Origin of the sequence: Nonomuraea turcica (assembly GCF_030718205.1) — a bacterium.
Lineage (GTDB): Bacteria > Actinomycetota > Actinomycetes > Streptosporangiales > Streptosporangiaceae > Nonomuraea.
The window spans coordinates 229,243-248,131 of record NZ_JAUZQF010000011.1 but is presented as its reverse complement, the minus strand read 5'-3'; the positions used below and the strand labels follow the sequence as shown (position 1 = coordinate 248,131).

Sequence of the window (18,889 nt, the reverse complement as noted above, 5' to 3'; positions counted from 1 at the left end):
CCGGGGGACGGTATGGCGTCCGGCGCGATGAAGTGTGTGTTCGGGTAGTTGTACTCTGTACATATCCCCCTATACATGCAGATTCCTCCCGGATTAGTGCCGCAGACGCGTCCCAGAGCCCGGGCTCCGCAGGATCGCACCTGCCCCTGACGGAGACCCCGGTGACGTGCTGAAGGGATGGAGATGGGGATGGGCGAACGGCGTGCGCCAGGTCTGCGGATCAGGCGGCCGGACCAGGTTTCCGAGAAACGGAAACGGTTCCTGGCGGTGGCCGGTGACGAGCTGCGGGGGATCGAGCTCCTGCGGTTCGCGATCCAGCAGGCGGTGGCCGATCTTGCCGGGCTGGGCGGCATGGTGCATCTCGGCAGCCCCGGCTACGGTGGCGGGCTGCGCCTGGTGGTGTCCAGCGGGCTACCCCCGGCCTTTACCCAAGAATGGGAGCGCCTTGACGGAAACGGCCCGCTCGCCCCGGCCCGCGCGTTCCGGGACAGTGCGTTCGTGCGGGTGCCCATGGCGAACCTCAATGGGATGCCCGACCGTGACGCGTCGGCGGGCGGACGCCCGGACAGGGCCGAAGCCGCGGTAAGCACGGCGATGGCGGCCGTCCCGCTGCTCCGCCCCGGCGGGCCGGTCGGCACGCTGTCGGTCGTGACGCTCTCCTCGCGCAGCCCGTCGGCCGGGCAACGAGCCTTCCTCGACACGCTGGGCCGATGGGCCGGCGAACGCCTGAACAGGTCCACCGTACCTCCGCCCGGTTTGACCCTCACGGGATGGCAGGACCCGCCCACCGGCGCGGATCTCCAGCCGGACCTGCAGGCGGTCGGCACGTGGGATTGGGACATTTGGACCGGTGATGTCATCTGGAACGATGAGATGTTCACCGTGCTCGGCGTCGATCCGGATTCCTTCGATGGCCGCATCGATACCTGGACGGGCGTCATCCATCCCGAGGATCTGCCGTGGGTGCTGTCCGACATCGACGAGGCGATCCGCACGGGGAGAATGCACAGCACCGAATATCGGGTGTGCCGCCCGGACGGGACGACCGGCTGGGTACGGGTCCGCGGCCAAGTGGTGCTCGATGAGAACGGCGAACCGGCACGCATGGCCGGCACCCTGTGGGACGTCACCAAGACCCATGAGACCCTGGAATTGGTCATCGAACCGCAGACTCATGACGCCGAGCGCGCTTCCGCGGAGCGGGCCTCCCACATCAGGCAGCTGACCAGAGCGCTGGCCGAGGCGGTCACCGTTCGCGACGTCGTGGACGCCGCCGCCAATCACATCCTGCCGTTGTTCGGCGCCACCGGACTGATGCTCGCCTTCCTGGAGGGCGACCACCTGCGGCCGGTCGGGTTCGCCGGGTTTCCGAAGGAGTTCATCGACCAGGTGGCCCGGATGCCGGCCTCCTGGGGGCTACCGATCACGGGGGTTCTGCGGGAGCGTACGCCGCTGTTCATCACCTCGGTCGAGGAGTACATCGAGAGTTACCCCACGACGGCCGGCCTTCTGGCGTCGGGAGGCAAGCAAGCGTGGGCCTTCCTGCCGCTGATCGCCTCCGGACGCCCCGTGGGCAGCTGCGTCGTCTCCTTCACCGATCCGCGCCAGTTCACCGACGAGGAGCGCAACCTGCTCACCGCGCTCAGCGGGCTGGTCGCCCAGGCCATGGAGCGCGCCCGCCTGTACGACAGGGAGCACACCCGCGCCAAGGAACTGCAACGCGGCCTGCTCCCGCGCGAACTGCCCGACCTGCCCGCGGTCACCTCCGCGGCCCGCTACCTGCCCGCCGGCGCGGAGATGGAGGTGGGTGGCGACTGGTACGACGTGATCCCGCTGTCGGCGGACCGGGTCGCCATCGTCATCGGCGACGTCATGGGGCACGGCGTGTCCGAGGCCGTCACCATGGGCCGCCTGCGCACCGCCGTCCGCACCCTGGCCGACCTGGAGCTGCCTCCCGACGAACTGCTCGCCCACCTCAACGACCTGGTCAGCGACCTCGGCGACGACTTCTACGCCACCTGCCTGTACCTGGTCTACGACCCCACCAACCGGTCCTGTGTCCTGGCCCGCGCCGGCCATCCCCCGCCCGCCGTGGTGCATCCCGACGGCAGCGTGCACTTCCCCGACGCCGACCCGAACTCGCCCCTCGGCGCCGCCACCCCGCCCTTCGACACCGTGGAAATGGACCTGCCCGACGGCAGCCTGCTGGTGCTGTACACCGACGGCCTGGTCGAGTCGTCCTCCCTCGACATCGACCAGGGCATGGCCAGCCTCTCCAGGGCGCTCAGCAGCACGATCTCAAGAGGTCTGTACGGGCGCAAGGATCACTCCGCCGCGCCGGACGCGACGGGGGCTGAATACCTCGAATCCCTGTGCGACACCCTCATCGCTACCCTGCTGCCCGTCAGGCGGGGGACCGCCGACGACGCCGCCCTGCTGGTCGTCCGTACCCACGCGCTGTCGGGCGACGACATGGCCTCCTGGCCGCTGCCCGATCACCCCAAGGCCGCGGGCGAGGCCCGCGAGCACGTCCGGACCCAGCTCAGCACCTGGCACCTGGACGACCTCTCGATGACCACCGAGCTCCTGGCCAGCGAACTGGTCGGCAACGTCATCCGCCACGCCAAGGGCCCCATCAACCTGCGCCTGCTCCGCAGCAATGTGCTCACTTGCGAGGTCTCCGACGGCAGCCAGACCACCCCCCGCATCCGCCGCGCCGCCGAAACCGACGAGGGCGGACGCGGGCTCCAGCTGGTCTCCGCGATCGCTCATCGCTGGGGCACCCGCTTCACCGCCACCGGCAAATGCATCTGGACCGAACAACCTCTCACGTGCTCATCGCCTGACCTGCTCCCCGAAGGGGCCGGCCTGGACCTGTTCGACCTGCTGGACGATGAGTGAGCCACCGTCGGCTCCTCAACGAGGCGAGCACGCTCCGCCTGGCCGTGCGACTGTCCCTCCCGAGGAGGGACACCGGACCCTCACGGCAGGGACAGCCCGCGATGGATTCTCATTGCTGACACCCGGTGCAACCAGCGCCGGCGAGAGGGAAGAGAATCCGATGCCCCACACCACACTCCCCACATCGACGCTCCCCACGTCGACTCCGCCTGGCCACGATGAGCCCACCCCCCGTACGGTCCCGGTTTCCCGGCGGCTCGCAGCCGTGGGCCTTGTCGGGGGAGCGCTCCTCAATGGCGCCGAGTCCATCGGGATGCGGCTGCTGCTGCCCGCACAGCCTGCGACAGGCGCAGAGAAGCTGCAGGCGATCGCCGGCTCGGGCGTGACCTACCCGGTCCTCGTCATGCTCGGCACGCTCGCGATTCCGTTCATGTGCATCGGCTTCCTGGCCCTGGCTCACCTACTGGGGCAACGCGCGCCGCGCACCGGTCGCGTCGCCGTCGCGTTGCTGCTCACCGGCATGTTCGGCTTCTTCGGCATGCACGTGATGTCCTTGGTGCAGGTGCCGCTGAGCCAGAGCACGGACCTGGTGCGGGCGGGCGCCCTGCTCGACGGGGTCGAGGCGCATCCGCTCCTGGGCCTGACGTTCCTGGCACCCTTCCTGGTCGGCACCGCGCTCGGCCTGCTGGTGTTGATCGTCGGTCTGCTGCTCACGAAGTCCGTACCCCGGTGGGTCGCGCTCACCATGCTGGCGTTCCTGGTCGTGGACTTCGGCCTCCGCAACGCCGGTCCCGTCGACGCGCACTGGTTGTGGATCGTGGCCTGCGTCGGCGCCGCACGTTCGATCCTGGTGACGTTCGCCCGCCCGTCAATCGTCAACGGCCGAACCGGACAGTAGGGCGCTCCTATACTTGCCACGCTATGCAGGACGAATACCGGACAGGCCGGGCGGTGCCGGCGGTGGCCCGGCTGGTCTCGGCGCTGGCCGTGGCCGCCGCCCTCGCCGCGGTCGCGCTGCCGGTGCTGACCGGTGCCGATTACCTGGAACGGCTGATGGGCACGCCGGAAGCGGTCCTGGCGCCGGCCTATGCCGCCGCCGGCGCCTGGCTGGCCGGGCACGAGCGGGCGCGGCGGATCGGCTTGCTCCTGGTCACGATCAGCGCGTTCGCCGGATGCTATGTCCTTTCTCTGTCGTTCACGGCTTGGAGCGACGCGGCCGGTCTGGACACGCGGCTTCTGGGACTGGACCTGCGGCCGCTGGCCGGCGCCGCGGCGTGGTTGACGACCTGGTGCTGGATCCCGCCGCTCGGCCTGGTCGCGGTGCTCCTGCCGCTGCTGCTGCCAGAAGGCCGGCCGCTGGCTGGGTGGTGGTCGCGGCTGCCGAGGGTGGCGGCCGCGCTCGTCACCGGGGCAACGGTGGTGGCCGCGGTGACACCTCGAGAGCTGGGGTTCGCGTCGGTCCCGGAGAACCCGCTGGGCATCGACGCGATCGAGCCCGTCGTGCTTCCCGTGGGGCTGGCGCTGCTGGGCGGCTGTGTCGCATTGATGCTGCTCGGCCTGGCTTCCCTGGTGGTGCGATTCCGGCGCGCCGATGGGGCGGAGCGACGGCAGATCGCATGGATCGGGTACGGCGTCGCGGCCACCGTCGTCGCCACCGCGGTGGCACCGTGGTGGGTGCGTGCGCTCGCCGTCCTGTTGATCCCTTCCTGCATCGTCGTCGCCGCGCTCCGCTATCGGCTCTACGACATCGACGTGCTGGTCAACCGCACCCTCGTGGCCGGGGTGCTGCTGTCCGGGGCGGCTCTGGTCTACGCCGCGGTCGTCGGCTGGGCCGGGATCGTTCTGGGCGAGACGAGCCGAGCCGCCTCGTTCACGGCGGCGTTCACGATCGCACTGCTTTTCCATCCGGCTCGGATCCGGGTTCAGCGCGCCATCGACCGGCTGTTGTACGGCGATCGGGCCGACCCGCATGTCCTGTTTCTCCGGGTGGATGCCGCGGTCCGCGGCGCGGCCTCACCCCGGCAGGCCATGCGTGAGGCCGCCACCGCCGTTGCCCTTGGGCTCCGGTTGCGTGGCGTCGCGGTGAGCGTACGGATGCCTGACGGGCCTGACGTCGAGACCTCTGCCGGGCATGTGGACCTCCGCCTGGCCGGCTCCTTCCCCCTCGAGCTGCACGGTGAGACCGTGGGAGTCCTGCACGCGATGCCCCGTACCGGCTCGACGATTCTGGACCCGCAGGACCGAGCGGTGCTCGCCGCCCTGACAGGCCCCCTGGCCAGCACCGCGCAGGCGGTGCGCTTGACCCACCACCTCGAACGCAGCCGCGACCGGCTGGTGACCACTCGGGAGGAGGAACGCCGGCGGCTGCGGCGGGACCTCCACGACGGCCTCGGACCGCAGCTGGCCGCGATCGCGATGACCGTCGACACGGCGGGCAGCGTGCTCGGCCGCGGCGATACCGGCAGGACCGCGCGCCTGATCGGCGTGGCGGCCGACCAGACGGCCGAGGCGATCGCGGACGTACGGCGCCTGGTCCGTGGGCTCCGCCCGCCGGCACTCGACGAGCTCGGGCTCGTCGGCGCGCTGACCTCGGGGCTGGCCGCCACCGCCGCTGTCGATACCGATGAGGTACCGTCGATCACCGTGCACGCCGAACTCGGCTCGTCCCTGGAGCTGCCTGCCGCCGTCGAGGTCGCGGCCTACCGGATTGTCCAGGAAGCGGTCAGCAACGCGCTGCGACATGGTGGTCCCCGGCAGGTCACCGTCACCCTCAGGGAGGCCGGCGACGACCTCGCGGTCTCGGTGACCGACGACGGGACCGGCTTCGACCTCGCCGTGAACCGGGCAGGCGTCGGGATGGCCAGCATGCGGGAACGGGCCGCCGAACTCGGCGGAACCGTGCGGCTCGACAGCGCTCCCGGCAAGGGGACGACCGTCGCCGCCCTGATCCCCCTCCACCCAGGGGACCGCTCATGACGACCGCCGTGCTCGTCGACGATCACCCGGTGTTCAGAAAAGGGCTGGCGGTGCTGCTGGAAGAGCTGAACGTGACCGTCGCCGCGGAAGCCCCGGATGGCGAGGCGGGCGTACAGGAGGCACTGCGGCACCGGCCGGACGTCGTCCTCATGGACATCCAGATGCCCGGCATCGACGGGGTCACCGCGACCCGGCGGATCCTCGAGGAGTGGCCCGACGCCCGGGTGTTGATGCTGACGATGGTCGCCGACGACGAGGCGGTGTTCGCGGCCATCCAGGCCGGCGCCCTCGGCTATCTGCTCAAGGGAGCCGGAAGCGCCGAAATCGGCCGCGCCCTCACGGCGGTGGCGGCAGGCGAGGCCGTCTACGGCCCGCACGTCGCGCGACGGCTGAAGGCGTTCTTCAACGCCGGCGGCGGCGTGGTGGCCAAGCCGTTCCCCGAGTTGTCGGATGGGGAGCGTGAGGTGCTGAGGTTGGTCGCGGCCGGGTTGGGCAACCAGGTCATCGCCCAGCGGCTGCACCTGTCAGACAAGACCGTCCGTAATCGGGTGAGCAGCATCTTCGCCAAGCTCGATGTGGCCAACCGGGCCGAGGCGATTGTCAAGGCACGCCAGGGCGGACTGACCTGAGCCGTCAGGAAGCAGGTTCAGCGGGCTGGAGGCGGGCGGTGGTTCAGGCGTGGGTGGCGGCGGGCTTGCTGGCCGGCTGGAACGCGAAGGAGATGGCCTCCATGACGGCCTGGTGCTTGGTGTTCTGGAAGGCGGCGATCTTCCAGTCGCCGCCGGGCCGGCGGAGCAGGGTGTAGGTCTGGATCTTGTGCAGCTTGCCGGGCTTGCCCTTGTAGGTGTCGCCGCGGGTGACGACCAGGGCGGAGTCGGGGCCGGTGAAGCGGATGCTGAGGGTCTGACTGGCCAGGTTGGTGCCCTTGAGGAAACTGTCGAACAGCACCTGGTGGGCGTCTCCGATCTCCTGTGCGCCGATGTAGAGAGTGCCGACATAGGTGATGTAGGTGGCATCGGCGGTGAACTGTGCGCCGTAGGCGGCGCCGTCGCCGCGGTTCCAGGCGGTGGTGAGGCGGTCGATCACGGCGGTGATGGCCTGGGTGTCAGCGGTGTGAGCGTTCATGGGTGAGGCCCTCTCGTGATAACTTCTTAGGAGAAGTTAATGCCTTGAAGATTTCTCTTCCTTAAGGAAGAGATTAGGAGGGAGGCCGGTACGTGTCAACACCCGAGAAGGCCGCAGCGGTCTATCGGCGATATCTCAGCGCCGTGCTGTTGCACGGCCACGCCGGCGCCAAGGCCGTCGACCTGGGCGCGACCGACCTGTATGCGCTGAACATCCTGACGCTGACGGGGGCCCTGACCCCTGGCGAACTCGGCCGCCGTACGGGCCTGACCACCGGCCCCACCACACGGCTGATCGATCGCCTGGAGCAGGCCGGATACGTCCGCCGCGTCCCCGACCCCGGCGACCGCCGCAAGGTCATCGTCGAGCCGGTCGCCGCTCCATCGGGCCTGGACGAGGCCCTGGCCCCGGCCCGCGAGAAAATCGGCGCGATCATCCAGGACTACACCCCCGAGCAGCGCGCCGTACTGTTCGACTACTTCGCCCGCGCCGCCACCGCCTACCAGGAAGCCACCAACGAACTCCGCGACCACGAAGCCATACCCCAACCAGCAGCGGGAGGCCGCTAACGCCGCGACGCCTGACACTCCGCAGGCAGAGGCCGCGATCGGGTGACACACTGGGCGACATCACCTGTTCTGGGCGAGCGGAGGCCGGATGGCTCTGCAGGATGAGCGGCCGCCTGCCGCGCCAGGGCTCACGCACCCCCTTATCAATGGCAAACTGCTGGTCCCGCCAGTCCGGCCGGGCACCGTCGGCAGGGGCAGGCTGACCACGGTGCTCGACGACCACTCCCAGCGCCTGGCCGTCGTGGTCGCGCCCGCGGGATGGGGGAAGACCACCCTGCTCGCCGACTGGGCCCGGCGAATCGCCCCCGCAGGCGGCACCACCGTCGCGTGGCTCACGCTGGACGACTCCGACGATGAGCCGCACCGGTTCTGGACCTATCTGATTTCGGCCCTGCGGACGGTGAGCCCGGCGCTGCGCGGCACGGGGCTGGATGGTGCCGGGCTGGGCGGTGCCGGGCTGGGCGGCGCGGCGCTGAAGGCCTTACGGGTGACCGAGGTCGACCCGCTCGAGGTGGCCGTGCCCACCCTGCTCAACGACCTCGAAGCGATGACAGGGCGGCACGCCCTCGTGCTCGACGACTACCACGTGCTCCGGGACCGCCGGATCCACGAGGCCGTCGAGTTCTTTCTCAGCTACCTGCCGCCCTCCCTCCGCCTGATCGTCGCCTCCCGGCTGGACCCGGCGCTGCCGCTGGCCCGGCTCAGGGCCGGCGGAGAGCTGGCCGAGATCCGCGCGGCAGGGCTGCGCTTCACCGGCGACGAGGCGACCGGCCTGGTCAGCGGGGTGGCAGGCGACGCCCTCGGCACCGATGGGGTCGCCGCCCTGGTCCACCGGACCGAAGGGTGGGCGGCCGGGATCAAGCTGATGGCGCTGGCGATCCGGGCCGCCCCGAGCCCTCCGGCCGGCGTGGACACGCTCGGCGGCGACGAGCGGCACGTCATCGACTACCTCACCAGCGAGGTGCTCGACGGCCTGCGCGCCGGGCAGCGCGACTTCCTGCTCCGCACATCCGTGCTCGATCAGCTGTGCGGGCCGCTGTGTGACACCGTCCTGGAACGTGCCGACTCCCAACTGGCGCTGGCCGAGTTGGAACGGGCCGATCTGTTCCTCGTCGCGCTGGACTCCCAGCGGTTCTGGTACCGCTATCACCGGCTGTTCCGCGAAGCTCTCCGGCGCGAGCTGGCCACAGTGGCTCCCGAGGCCGGGCCGCAGCTCCTGAGCCGGGCCGCCGGGTGGCATGCCGACGCCGGAGATCAGGAGGAGGCGATCCGCTACCTGATCGCGGCCGGTGACCAGCACGGCGCGGCGGAGCTGCTGGCCGCCGCCGACGACGACTTCCTTGCCCGCGGCGCGATCGGCGCCTACCTGCGGCTCGGTGACAGCCTCGACGCAGAGGCCGTACGGGCCAATCCGAGGCTGGGCATCTCGCTCGCGTCGGCCGCGGGCTTGACCGGCCGCCTCCACCGCGTGGCCCCGCTGCTCGACACCGCCGAGGCCGCCATGACCGCCGGCACCGCCCCGCCCGCCGGATGGCGGTCGGGGCACGCGGCGGCGATGACGCTGCGTGCCGTGTACGCCCAGGACGGCTGGACTCCAGAGGAACTGCTCGCCATGGCCCGCCGTTCCGTCGACCTGGAGGTGGACCCCGGGATCCCTGGGTGGGTGATCTCCCGGATCGCTCTCGGGAGCGTCATGTCCGGCACAGGTCACCACGATGACGCGGCGCGGGTGCTGGCGCAGGCGGTGGAGCGGGCCGCGGTGGCCGGCCTGCCCGCGTTCATCCGGCTCCAGGCCACCGGCCTGCTCGCCATCGCCCTGTCGAACGGAGGCGATACCGAGCACGTACGGGTGCTGTTGCGAGGCGTGCTGCCCGAGGTCGCGGCGATCGAGGCCGAGCTCGGGGAGGCCGCCGCGCCGGCGGTGGTCTTCCTGCGGCTGGCCGAGGGCGTCGTCGCCCATCGCGACGGGCAGCTGATCCGGGCGCGGGAGCTGCTGCGCCACGCCGTGGACCTGGCCCAGATCACCGGTCATCCCACCCAGGTCGTACGGGCCCTGGTCACTCTGGCGGAGCTGGAACTGGCCTGCGGGGACCGCCGTGCGGCGTCGGCCGCTCTGTCCGAGGCCGACGAGGTGGCGCGGAGCGGGCCGGTGTTCCCCGCGGTGGCCGCCGCCCTCACCGGGACGCGCCTGCGGGTCGGGCGGAACACAACGGCCATGACCAGCCGGGCCGGCAGGCTGGCGGAACCGCTCACCGACCGGGAGCACTCCATCCTGCGTGCTCTGTGCGGTCCGCTGAGCCAGCGGGAGATCGGCGCGGAGCTCTACCTGTCGATGAACACGGTGAAGGGCTACAGCAAGAGCCTGTACCGCAAACTCGACGTCACCTCCCGCGCCGAAGCCGTCCAACGCGGGCGCGACCTCGGGCTGATCTGACGCGGCTCCGCGCTCCACCCTGGGTGGTCCCACCCCCTGGGTGGTGTGCCCTCCCCCCGTTGCCCGCGATGCTTCGCGCCAGACGACGAAAGGGCGCGACATGACGACGAACTACAGGGTGGAGGTCCGCGGGGTTCTCCCGAGCGGCCTCAACGACGAACTACGCCGCCGGTTCAGTGCGGTGGTCGTCCAGTCGGACGGCGACCGCACGGTGATCCCGAGCCTGGCCGTCGACCAGGCCGCGCTGCGGGCCGTACTCGATCTGCTGTGGGACGTGGACGGCGAGCTGCTGCTCGTCAAGGCCATCCCGTCAGACGCGGAGCGGGGGGACCGATGAGATCGTGGCTCTGGCTGCTGGCCGGTACGGCCCTGCTGCCGTTCACCTTTCTGCAGACCACCATTCCGCTGGCCGCGTGGGTGGCGCCGGTGCTGCTGCTGCGTTTCACCCGGACCACCCGGGCCCGATGGGCGCTGCCGGCCCTGGCCGTCGCGGTGGCCGTCGGTGCCGCGATCAGCTTCCGGGGCGCCTTTCCGGGTGACCGGATTGCGATACTCGCGGCCGGCGCCGGCGTGCTCGGCGTCGTGCCGTACGCACTGGACGGGCTGCTCGGCCGCTGGCTGAGCGGGCTGCCCCGCACCCTCGTCTTCCCGGCGGCCGACGTCGCGGTGGGATTTCTCTTCAGCACCGGCGATATGGGCACGATGGGGCATCAGGCGGGCACCCAGGTGGGAAACCTGCCGCTGCTGCAGTCGGTGTCGGTGACCGGCCTGTGGGGGCTCGCGTTCCTGATGGCCTGGACCGCACCGGTGTGCAACGAGCTGTGGGAACGCGGCTTCGACCTGCGAGCCGCCGGCCGGAGCGCTGTCATATGGGTCTGTAGCCTGGCCGCCGTCCTGCTGCTGGGCGGGGCGCGGCTGGCGTTCGACCCACCGGCCGGATCGACCGTCCGGGTGGCCGCACTGGCGCCGAACCGGGCAGCCGACGACGCGGCTGCGGCCGCCCGCATCAAGGCTGGGCCGCGTAGCGCGGCGGAACGCGCGGAGCTGCGACAACGCTACTACGCCCCGGCGCTCGACGACCTGCTCGACCGCACGGTGACGGCCGCCCGCTCGGGAGCCAGAATCGTCACGTGGTCCGAGGCCGCGGCCTTCGACTTCGTCGAGGACGGCGCAGCGGTGGTCGAACGAGCGCAGGCGGTCGCCCGAGCGGAACGGATCTACCTCCAGATCGGCGTGGTCTACCGGTTGCCCAGAGAGCGGAGCCCCAACGTCGAGATCCGGGCCATCATGATCGACCCCGGTGGCTCGGTCGTCTGGAACTACCTCAAGACGTCCACGCCCCTCAGTGACGGCAATGTTCCCGGCCCCGGGGTGGTGCCCACCATAGACACCCCGTACGGCCGGCTGGCGACCGCCATCTGCTTCGACGCCAACTTCATGCCGCTGATCCGGCAGGCCGGGCAGGCCGGGGCCGACATCCTGCTCCTGCCCTCCAGCGACTGGGCACAGGTCACCGACGCACTCGCACAGCAGGCCGTGCTGCGCGGCGTGGAGAACGGGATGAGCGTCGTCCGGCCCGCTCGGCGCGGGACCTCCATGGCCGTCGACCACCAGGGCCGGATGATCGGGTACGAGGCGAGCTGGTTCACCGGCGACGCCCGCACGACCGACCACACGATGACGGTCACGGTGCCCGTCCACGGACGGTCCACTCCGTACAGCCAGTGGGTGGGCGACGGCGTCGCCTGGCTCTGCCTCACCGGCCTGCTCGCGATGACGGTCGCGGCAGCCGTCCGCCGGTTCCGCCGACCGGCCACAGCAGAGCCCGACAGGGCCACGGAACCCGCTCTGCTGGGCTAGGCAGTCGGCAGTTTCACCGGGGCAATGACACCGCCGCCCGCTCGACGGCAGCGAACGGGCTGACGTCGAGCCACTGCGGCAGCGCCCGGCAGGCGGCGGGGTCACCGCTCAGGCGCAGTGCCGCACCGCGGAGCGCCGCCGACCAGCTCATGTCGCCCATCCAGATGCGGGTGAGGGTCGCTACCTCGGTCTCCAGCCACACGCTGACGGGGAAGCCCGGGTCGGTGTCGCACACGTCGGCGCCGCCGGACCGGGAGAGCACCAGCCACCATCGCTGCTGCCCGGTCGGCGCGTCCTGGAAGTGGAGTTGCACCGTGGCCGCTCGCTCGGGCATGCAGGCCGGCTGCGACTGCCGTTTGATGTCGAGCATCAGCAGTACGGGGTCGAACTCGTCCGGGCGCAGCTCGTGCATCCAGCGCACACCCCACGCGCCTATCTGCTCCAGCAGTGGCTGCAGCTCCAGCCCGGCCGGGGTGAGCCGGTAGCGGGGCTCGCCGTCGATGAGGTGGCGCTGCACGAGACCGGCCCGCTGCAGCTCGCGTAGCCGCGCCGCGAGCAGCGACGGCGACATCCGGGGGAGGCCGCGGGCGATGGCGTTGAACCGGTCCTCACCCCAAAGCAGCTCGCGGATGACGAGCAGCGTCCAACGTTCGGCAAGGATCTCGGCGGCCCGGGCGACCGGGCAGTACTGGCCGTAGCGTTTCATGGCTCCACCTCTCGGCGGGGCCCAGCCCTCGCCACTACAAAAAAAGTACTGGGCCGTTGGTCGCGCGTCACGCAATCTCATTGACGAAGGGGAAAGCACATTCGAGGAGGAGTGATATGTCCGGAAAAGCAGTTATTAGCCTGACCACCGGCCTGGAGGACCCTGAGCGGGTCACCGTGGCGTTCCTGGTCGCGGTCGGTGCGGCCGAGGAAGGCCGGCCGACGCTGATGTTCCTGACCAAGGAGGCGGTCCGGCTGGCGTTGCACGGCGTCGCCACCGGAGTGGCCTGCAACGGCTGCCCGCCGCTGCCCGATCTGGTCCAGCGGTACCAGAACGCGGGTGGAACGTTCCTGGTCTGCCCGATCTGCTTCAACGCCAAGGGCCTCGACGAGACCCAGCTGATCAAGTCCGCCGAGATCGGCGGCACGGTGCCCATGTGGCGTTGGATCGGCGACGGGGCGACGACGTTCAGCTACTGACCGGGCGGCAGGGCGCCATATTCGTAAGGCGGCTTGCGATAATTCCGTAAGGCACCTTACGATCTTCGGATGATCAACGCAGAACGGCCGTCGTACGACCAGCTCGTGACGCTGCTCGGCGTCCCCTTCTCCGTCGAAGACGCCCGCGCCCGCTGGGGCTCGCTCGTGGAGGAGGCCAGGAACGGCAGAACCATCATGATCACCCGCGAGCGCTGGCAGTGGGCCGGGCTGGTGCCGTTGTCGAAGGTGGGCGGGGTGTGGAGCGGCCTGCCCCTCGTGCCGGTGTCGACGGCGCGGTCCAAGCTCGGCGATCTCATCCGCCAGGTCGCCGACCCCTACGGGGAGCCCGTGCTTCTGGGCCGCCACCGCAACCCGGTCGCCGGCCTGGTCGCGGCCCATGTCCTGCTGGACAAGGCCGCTCCCTCGGACCATCCGGCCGCCGACGCACTGCTGGTCGGCGGCCACACCATTGCGCTCTCCCGCGATCCCGTGGAGGGGCTCGTCCTGGCCGTCGCCCGCGATAAGGACGGCGCCGAGGTCTCGGCCGGGGCCGGGCGCAACGCCCGTGAAGCGCTGCGCGCCCTCGCCGAGCCGCCGCCATGGCGTCAGCCGGGCTGACCCACTTGACACAAACGTCCAGAAACGCGACCAAAGATCGTTAGGCTGCGACGATGGAACGCGTAACCGACGGGCCCGAGAACATCGCCGTAGGGCATCCTGTCTGGGATTCGCCCGCAACCCAGCCTGCAGATCCGGACCAGGTGAACGACTACGACGGTTTCGCCGAGGCGTACGCGGCGGAAACCGAGAACAGCATCATGAACGAGTACTGGGCGCGGTCCTCGATCATGGCCCTCGTAGGGGACGTGGCCGGCCGCCGGGTCCTGGACGCCGGCTGTGGCTCAGGCCCCCTGTCCGCTGCACTACGCGATCGCGGTGCGGTCGTCACCGGCATCGACTCCAGCGCCGGGATGCTGGCGTTGGCCAGGCGGCGACTCGGTGACGACGCGGCCCTGCACGTGGTCGACGTGCGTGATCCGCTGCCGTTCGCCGACGGTGCGTTCGACGACGTGGTCGCGTCGCTGGTGCTGCACTATCTGGAGGACTGGGGGCCGACGCTGGCCGAGATGCGGCGAGTGCTCAGGCCCGGCGGCCGCCTGATCGCGTCGGTCAACCACCCTTTCGTGGAGCACCTGGCACAGAATCCTCGGCCCAGCTATTTCGCCACCACCAGCTATACCGACGCATGGACGTTCAACGGACAGTCCTACCCGATGACCTTCTGGACCAGGCCGTTGCAGGCGATGACCGCCGCCTTCACCACCGCCGGCTTCCGCCTTGCCGTCATCAGCGAGCCGCAGGTCGACCCGGCCGCCCGTGAGCTGTTTCCGGACGACTTCCAGGACTTCGCGGACAAGCTCGCCTTCCTGTGCTTCGTCGTCGAGGTACCGTCGTAGGCTGGAAGAAACGGATGCCGTGCGGCTCGCCAAGGCGATTCAGCTCGTCGAGCCCGATCGATCCTTGGCTCAACCGGTCTCCGAAGTCCTTGAAGAAGAGCTCGAATCCACCCGGCGTGTACACCTCGATGATGCGTGTCGGCTCGGCTCCCGAGCGCCACATCGACGACCGTGCCGCTCTCGTATACTTGGGCACCCCTCCTGGAGGGATCCTCCGGCGAGGCCGTCGAAGACCCGGCTGAGCCGGGTGGACCAGCCGCGGAACAGCGCCGTCTGTCCTGCCCGACCGGCTCCGCCCGCAGCTCGTGCGCGACCATGCCGTCGCGGGCGCGGTCCCGGCGGAGCCGAGACCGGCGTCCACATCTCGCGCCGCGACACCGCCTCGCTGCTCAACACCTGGACCGGCTGTGCGCCAGGCCCAGCATGGCCCGGTTCATGCGGCTTGCGGCGACACCTTTCGCGCATAACCCCATGGCTGCGCGTTCTTGCTACTTGTCATGAGTGTGATCGTGGGACCAAACAATCACCGAGATCAAAGACCCCGCAGATCGCAACCCTGGGAGAAACGGCCGCAGTCTCTCGCGGGCTATCGTCAGTGGCAGGTCTTTTGGTAGGCGAGTTCTGGGATGTGTTGTTGCCACTCGGCAGGGGACAGGCCACCGTCGCGGTGACAGATCAGGGCGGCGGCAGTGCCGGGATCGACAATGATCTCACGTAAGGAACCGTCGGTGGATGAGACGAGGAGAGCGCTCCGGTTGAATGCCACGGCTGCCGGTACGGAATGGGTGTTGAAGCTGATCGGTGAGGCGATCCGCTGATATCCCCGCCAGTCCCATAGCTGGATGCCGAAGTCGCCTTCGCTGGCGACGGTGGCGAGGAGCTCGGCCTGCGGGTAAGGGACAAGGGCGTTGATCGATGCCGAGTGCGCGGCCTGTGGCGGGGCCAGGAGCCTGCGTAATCCCCTGTCCCAGAACGCCAAACGCCCGTCCATGTCCCCGATCGCGGCCATGTTCTCGATGAAGAGAATCTCTCCCTGGGCGCGGGCGTCGGATGAGTGCTGGCGTATCTCTCCGGTGGCCGTATCGACCAGGATTCGCCCCTTGCTGGATTTGTCCACCAACAACCGGCGCCCGTCTGGCTCGAAGATCATGACCCCTGATCCCGCACCGGAGACGGTGCGGATCCATCTTCTGGCTCTCACGTCCCACAGCTCCAGGTCGTCGAAAATCAGGCCGTCGAGCGACTCTTCTTTATCCGGGTTGGCGCTGAGGGGGGCGACCGCGGCGGTTCTGCCGTCGGGGGAGAAGGCCATGGACAAGACTCCGACGGCTCCTTGTCTCCGGACGCGCAATGCGCCGATGTTGCGGCCGTTCGTGACGTCCCACAAGGTCACCACGGGCGACCTGGGGTGGGCGAGCGCAAGCGTGCGCCCACCGGGGCTGAACACCGGGGAGTACGCCGTCTCCGTCGGGTCGTTTTCGGGGACATCGTCGACGGGTAGCGGGCCGCTCACCGCTTTCCGCGCGGCGACATCCCAAATGCGCACCTCCGGCCGGCCTTCTCGGTGATTCGTCGTCACCAGGAAGCGGCCGTCAGGGCTGAACAGCCGCTTGTCGCTTCCCGGAGCGAGCACCTCCGAGCGGGTGTAGGGGGAGATGTCCAGGACGTTCACCGTGCCGAACTGACCGATCACCCGGAGAACCTGGGCATCCGTCGAGATACGGGGATCGGCTCCCACAACTCCGGAGAGAAGCGAGGTGCTCATCAGCAGCGAGCCGTCGTCCACCCGCCACAGCATCGCCCACCCGCCGCCCCGCATCCCGGCCAGAAACCGGCCGTCGGGGCTGAACTCCACACGTTCCGCAGGCGGGAGCAGCGGGCGTAGGACGTCCTTGCCCGAGGAGATTTCCCACAGCCGGACACCGTTGTTGGTCGAGACGGCCAGGTGCTTCCCGTCTGGACTGAACACGCCTTCCGTGGCGGTTTCTGGTAGCCAGGGGGCCCGGAGCGGCTTGCGCTTCTCGATGTCCCAGAGCTCCACTCGCCGCCTCGAGCTCGCCCTGCTGCCGGGGGACGGCGGGGTGGTCGTCGATTCACTGGCTTCCGCCGGGATGACCAGGGCCAGCCGGCCGTCCGGGCTGATGGCACTGACCGGCTCGTCGAGCACGCGCTTCCGGTCCGCGATGCTCCAGGCTTCCTTCATCCCATCGCGGGCCCCGATGAGAAAGCGCCCGTCCGGGCTGAACTCCGTTGGGTCGAGCTGGGGGAATGCCACGCCGAGGTCCGTCAGGCCTCCGGCGCCGACGGTCCATAGCTGTGCGTTGCGCCGGTCGTTCACCGCCAGCGTACGGCCGTCAGGACTCCACACCACTTCCGAGACCTGTTGCCACGGCCATCTGGCGCTGGCGACCTCCTTCTTCGTGGCCAGGTCAAGCACGCGCAGTGCGCCCGGCTCGACCGCCGTGCCGGGTGTGTAGACGGCCAGTCTGGTGCCATCCACGCTGAGCCCATGCACCAAGTCCGTTGGGCTGTACGGGGCGGTGAAGACGTCGACCAAGGGGAGCGCCATCGAGTCGATCAGCTCGCTCTTGGCCTCGGGGACCTGGGCCATCCGCCAGGCCGCGGCGCTCAATCGGCGGGCCAGCTTCGGGTCGCTCAACCGCAGGGCGGCCGCGCGCCTGGCGGCCAGCCGGGCCGTCGCCTCCTCCAGCCGATCGTCGGCCAGGCCGGCTTGCCGGATGGCGACTCCCGCCGCGACCATGGAGGCGACCAGCAAGACCACCAGGACGGCCGAGACGGTGACCCGCCTCTGGGAGGTGCGCCGGGCCAGCGCCGCGCTTGCGTCAACGAAGTTCCGTTCCAGGGGTGTGAGGTCGTCGCGGTCACCCGGCTCAATGAACAGCTTGTCGACGACGGCCAGGCGGGTGCCCCGGTAGAGGAGCCCGGCATCCCGGCCATGCGCCTCCCACGCTTTGGCCGCGTCGGTCAACTGCCGATGTGTACGCAGGCGATCGCGCCCTTCGTCCACCCATCCACGCAGTCGCGGCCACGACTCGATCAAGGCCTCGTGCGCGAGCTCCACGGTGTCCTGGTGCAGCGTGAGCAGCCTGGCCCTGGCCAGATGCTCGATGACCAGCGCGGTGTCCGACTCCTCGTACGGGTCCAGCTCCGCCCGGGCGGCGGGACGGCGGGTGTCCTGGGCCTGCTCGCCTGGATTGATCAGCCTGAGCAGTATTCGCCGGGCGATCCTCGCCTGAGCCGGCGACAGGCCCGCATAGAGCTTCTCCGCGGTATGGCTGATCGCCCCGTGGACTCTGCCCACGCTCTCGTAGGCGTCCAAGGTCAGCATCTTCCCTGTACGGCGGCGCCAGACCTCCCGCAGCGCGTGCGACATCAGCGGAAGTGCCCCGGGCTCGTCGGCGACGTCGGTGACGATCTCGGTCGTCAGCGCTCGCTCCACGGTCAAGCCCTCGGCCATGGCCGGCCGGACGATCGCTTCTCTGAGCTCTTCCTGGTTCATCGGGCCCACCAGCAGGTTGGCCTCGCGCAGGGCTCCGGTGAGCTCGCGGTGCTCGGCACATCGCCCGTAGAAGTCGGCGCGCACCGCTATGACCACTTTCATCCGGCTCTGCGGTTTCCGCGCGTTGAGCAGGAGGTCGATGAACTGCCCCCGCTCGCGCGGGTCATGGCAGAGCGTGAACACCTCCTCGAACTGGTCGACCACGATCAGCGTGGCGGAGTCGCCCTCGCCCGGGAGGAGCCGGTCGGCGTGCAGCATCGGGTGCTCGCCCGGTGTGAGTATCCGGCTCTGCCCGAGGGATTCGCCCGTGGGCGTCGTCTCTCCGTGTGCGGCAGGCACGAGCCCTGCCCGCAACAGGGACGACTTGCCACTGCCCGAAGGGCCGAACACCGCCGCGAAACGATGCTGTCGAAGCAGCTCGTGCAATTCCTCGACGAGCCGATCCCGTCCGAAGAAACGTCCGGAATCGTGGGTGTCGTAGGGGGCCAGGCCAAGGTACGGCCCGGCGGCACCGTCATCGTCCGCGCTCTCGCGGGCCACTTCATGAGTGACCTGCTGCCAGCGGCGCTCCCATTCTGAGACGTCTCCGCCGCATGTTTCCACGAAGGCGAGGACGACGGGCAGTGAAGCCAGACGCTCACCCGCCGCCGCCTGCGACAGCGTGGTGACCGAATAACCGGCACGCTTGGCCATGGCCCGATAGGTGAGGCCGCCCGCTTCCTGGCGCAGCTTGCGTAACTCGGAGGCAAAGCGTTGAACCGGTCCCGCTGCCGGGTCCACCGGACTTTCACGACGGCCCACCACCGCTGCGGGACTCCATTCACCAGACGACATTCAGATGTGCTCGCTGATCACACTAACT

The 18,889-nt window shown here is 69.9% G+C and carries 14 protein-coding genes; 11 read left to right on the top strand and 3 right to left on the bottom strand.

What is annotated here, in order from left to right:
- Positions 1-189: 189 nt before the first annotated feature.
- The 4 genes from Q9G87_RS28500 to Q9G87_RS28485 all read left to right on the top strand — a co-directional run bounded on the left by Q9G87_RS28500 (position 190) and on the right by Q9G87_RS28485 (position 6,506).
- A complete protein-coding gene (locus tag Q9G87_RS28500) occupies positions 190-2,901 on the top strand; it encodes a SpoIIE family protein phosphatase (protein WP_305919563.1) in 2,712 nt (903 codons plus the stop codon).
- 265 nt (positions 2,902-3,166) lie between these two features.
- Positions 3,167-3,799, top strand: coding sequence for a hypothetical protein (locus tag Q9G87_RS28495; protein ID WP_305919562.1), 633 nt, complete (start codon positions 3,167-3,169; stop codon positions 3,797-3,799).
- A gap of 23 nt (positions 3,800-3,822) precedes the next feature.
- The gene (locus tag Q9G87_RS28490; protein WP_305919561.1) at positions 3,823-5,877 is read left to right on the top strand and encodes a sensor histidine kinase; all 2,055 of its coding nucleotides are present in this window, start codon (positions 3,823-3,825) and stop codon (positions 5,875-5,877) included.
- Positions 5,874-6,506, top strand: a complete 633-nt coding sequence (locus tag Q9G87_RS28485) for a response regulator transcription factor (protein ID WP_305919560.1) — start codon at positions 5,874-5,876, stop codon at positions 6,504-6,506. The genes Q9G87_RS28490 and Q9G87_RS28485 overlap by 4 nt, the downstream gene beginning before the upstream one ends.
- 43 nt (positions 6,507-6,549) lie before the next feature.
- Here Q9G87_RS28485 and Q9G87_RS28480 read toward each other — a convergent pair whose 3' ends face one another.
- Positions 6,550-7,002 carry an SgcJ/EcaC family oxidoreductase gene (locus Q9G87_RS28480; RefSeq protein WP_305919559.1) on the bottom strand — a complete coding sequence of 151 codons (453 nt, stop codon included), beginning with the start codon at positions 7,000-7,002 and terminating at the stop codon, positions 6,550-6,552.
- A 92-nt stretch (positions 7,003-7,094) separates the two neighbouring features.
- On the opposite strand from Q9G87_RS28480, the gene Q9G87_RS28475 reads away from it, so the two are divergent.
- From Q9G87_RS28475 to Q9G87_RS28460, 4 genes are all read left to right on the top strand, one after another.
- Entirely contained in the window at positions 7,095-7,571 is a 477-nt protein-coding gene (locus tag Q9G87_RS28475; RefSeq protein ID WP_305919558.1) for a MarR family winged helix-turn-helix transcriptional regulator, read from the top strand.
- An 88-nt stretch (positions 7,572-7,659) separates the two neighbouring features.
- Positions 7,660-10,005, top strand: coding sequence for a LuxR C-terminal-related transcriptional regulator (locus Q9G87_RS28470; protein ID WP_305919557.1), 2,346 nt, complete (start codon positions 7,660-7,662; stop codon positions 10,003-10,005).
- Between the two features lie 100 nt (positions 10,006-10,105).
- On the top strand, positions 10,106-10,342 hold the full coding sequence (locus tag Q9G87_RS28465; protein ID WP_305919556.1) for a hypothetical protein: 237 nt from the start codon (positions 10,106-10,108) through the stop codon (positions 10,340-10,342).
- The gene (locus Q9G87_RS28460) at positions 10,339-11,865 is read left to right on the top strand and encodes a nitrilase-related carbon-nitrogen hydrolase (RefSeq protein ID WP_305919555.1); all 1,527 of its coding nucleotides are present in this window, start codon (positions 10,339-10,341) and stop codon (positions 11,863-11,865) included. Before Q9G87_RS28465 ends, Q9G87_RS28460 begins: the two co-directional genes overlap by 4 nt.
- A 13-nt stretch (positions 11,866-11,878) precedes the next feature.
- Here the strand turns inward: Q9G87_RS28460 and Q9G87_RS28455 are convergent, their stop codons facing one another.
- Entirely contained in the window at positions 11,879-12,571 is a 693-nt protein-coding gene (locus tag Q9G87_RS28455) for a winged helix-turn-helix transcriptional regulator (protein ID WP_305919554.1), read from the bottom strand.
- 116 nt (positions 12,572-12,687) lie between these two features.
- Between Q9G87_RS28455 and Q9G87_RS28450 the strand changes: the two genes are divergently transcribed.
- The 3 genes from Q9G87_RS28450 to Q9G87_RS28440 all read left to right on the top strand — a co-directional run bounded on the left by Q9G87_RS28450 (position 12,688) and on the right by Q9G87_RS28440 (position 14,507).
- A complete protein-coding gene (locus Q9G87_RS28450) occupies positions 12,688-13,050 on the top strand; it encodes a DsrE family protein (protein ID WP_305919553.1) in 363 nt (120 codons plus the stop codon).
- A gap of 69 nt (positions 13,051-13,119) precedes the next feature.
- Positions 13,120-13,668, top strand: a complete 549-nt coding sequence (locus Q9G87_RS28445; RefSeq protein WP_305919552.1) for a type II toxin-antitoxin system Phd/YefM family antitoxin — start codon at positions 13,120-13,122, stop codon at positions 13,666-13,668.
- Between the two features lie 53 nt (positions 13,669-13,721).
- The gene (locus tag Q9G87_RS28440) at positions 13,722-14,507 is read left to right on the top strand and encodes a class I SAM-dependent methyltransferase (protein ID WP_305919551.1); all 786 of its coding nucleotides are present in this window, start codon (positions 13,722-13,724) and stop codon (positions 14,505-14,507) included.
- Between the two features lie 592 nt (positions 14,508-15,099).
- Here Q9G87_RS28440 and Q9G87_RS28435 read toward each other — a convergent pair.
- Positions 15,100-18,861, bottom strand: coding sequence for an nSTAND1 domain-containing NTPase (locus tag Q9G87_RS28435; RefSeq protein WP_305919550.1), 3,762 nt, complete (start codon positions 18,859-18,861; stop codon positions 15,100-15,102).
- Positions 18,862-18,889 lie beyond the last annotated feature (28 nt).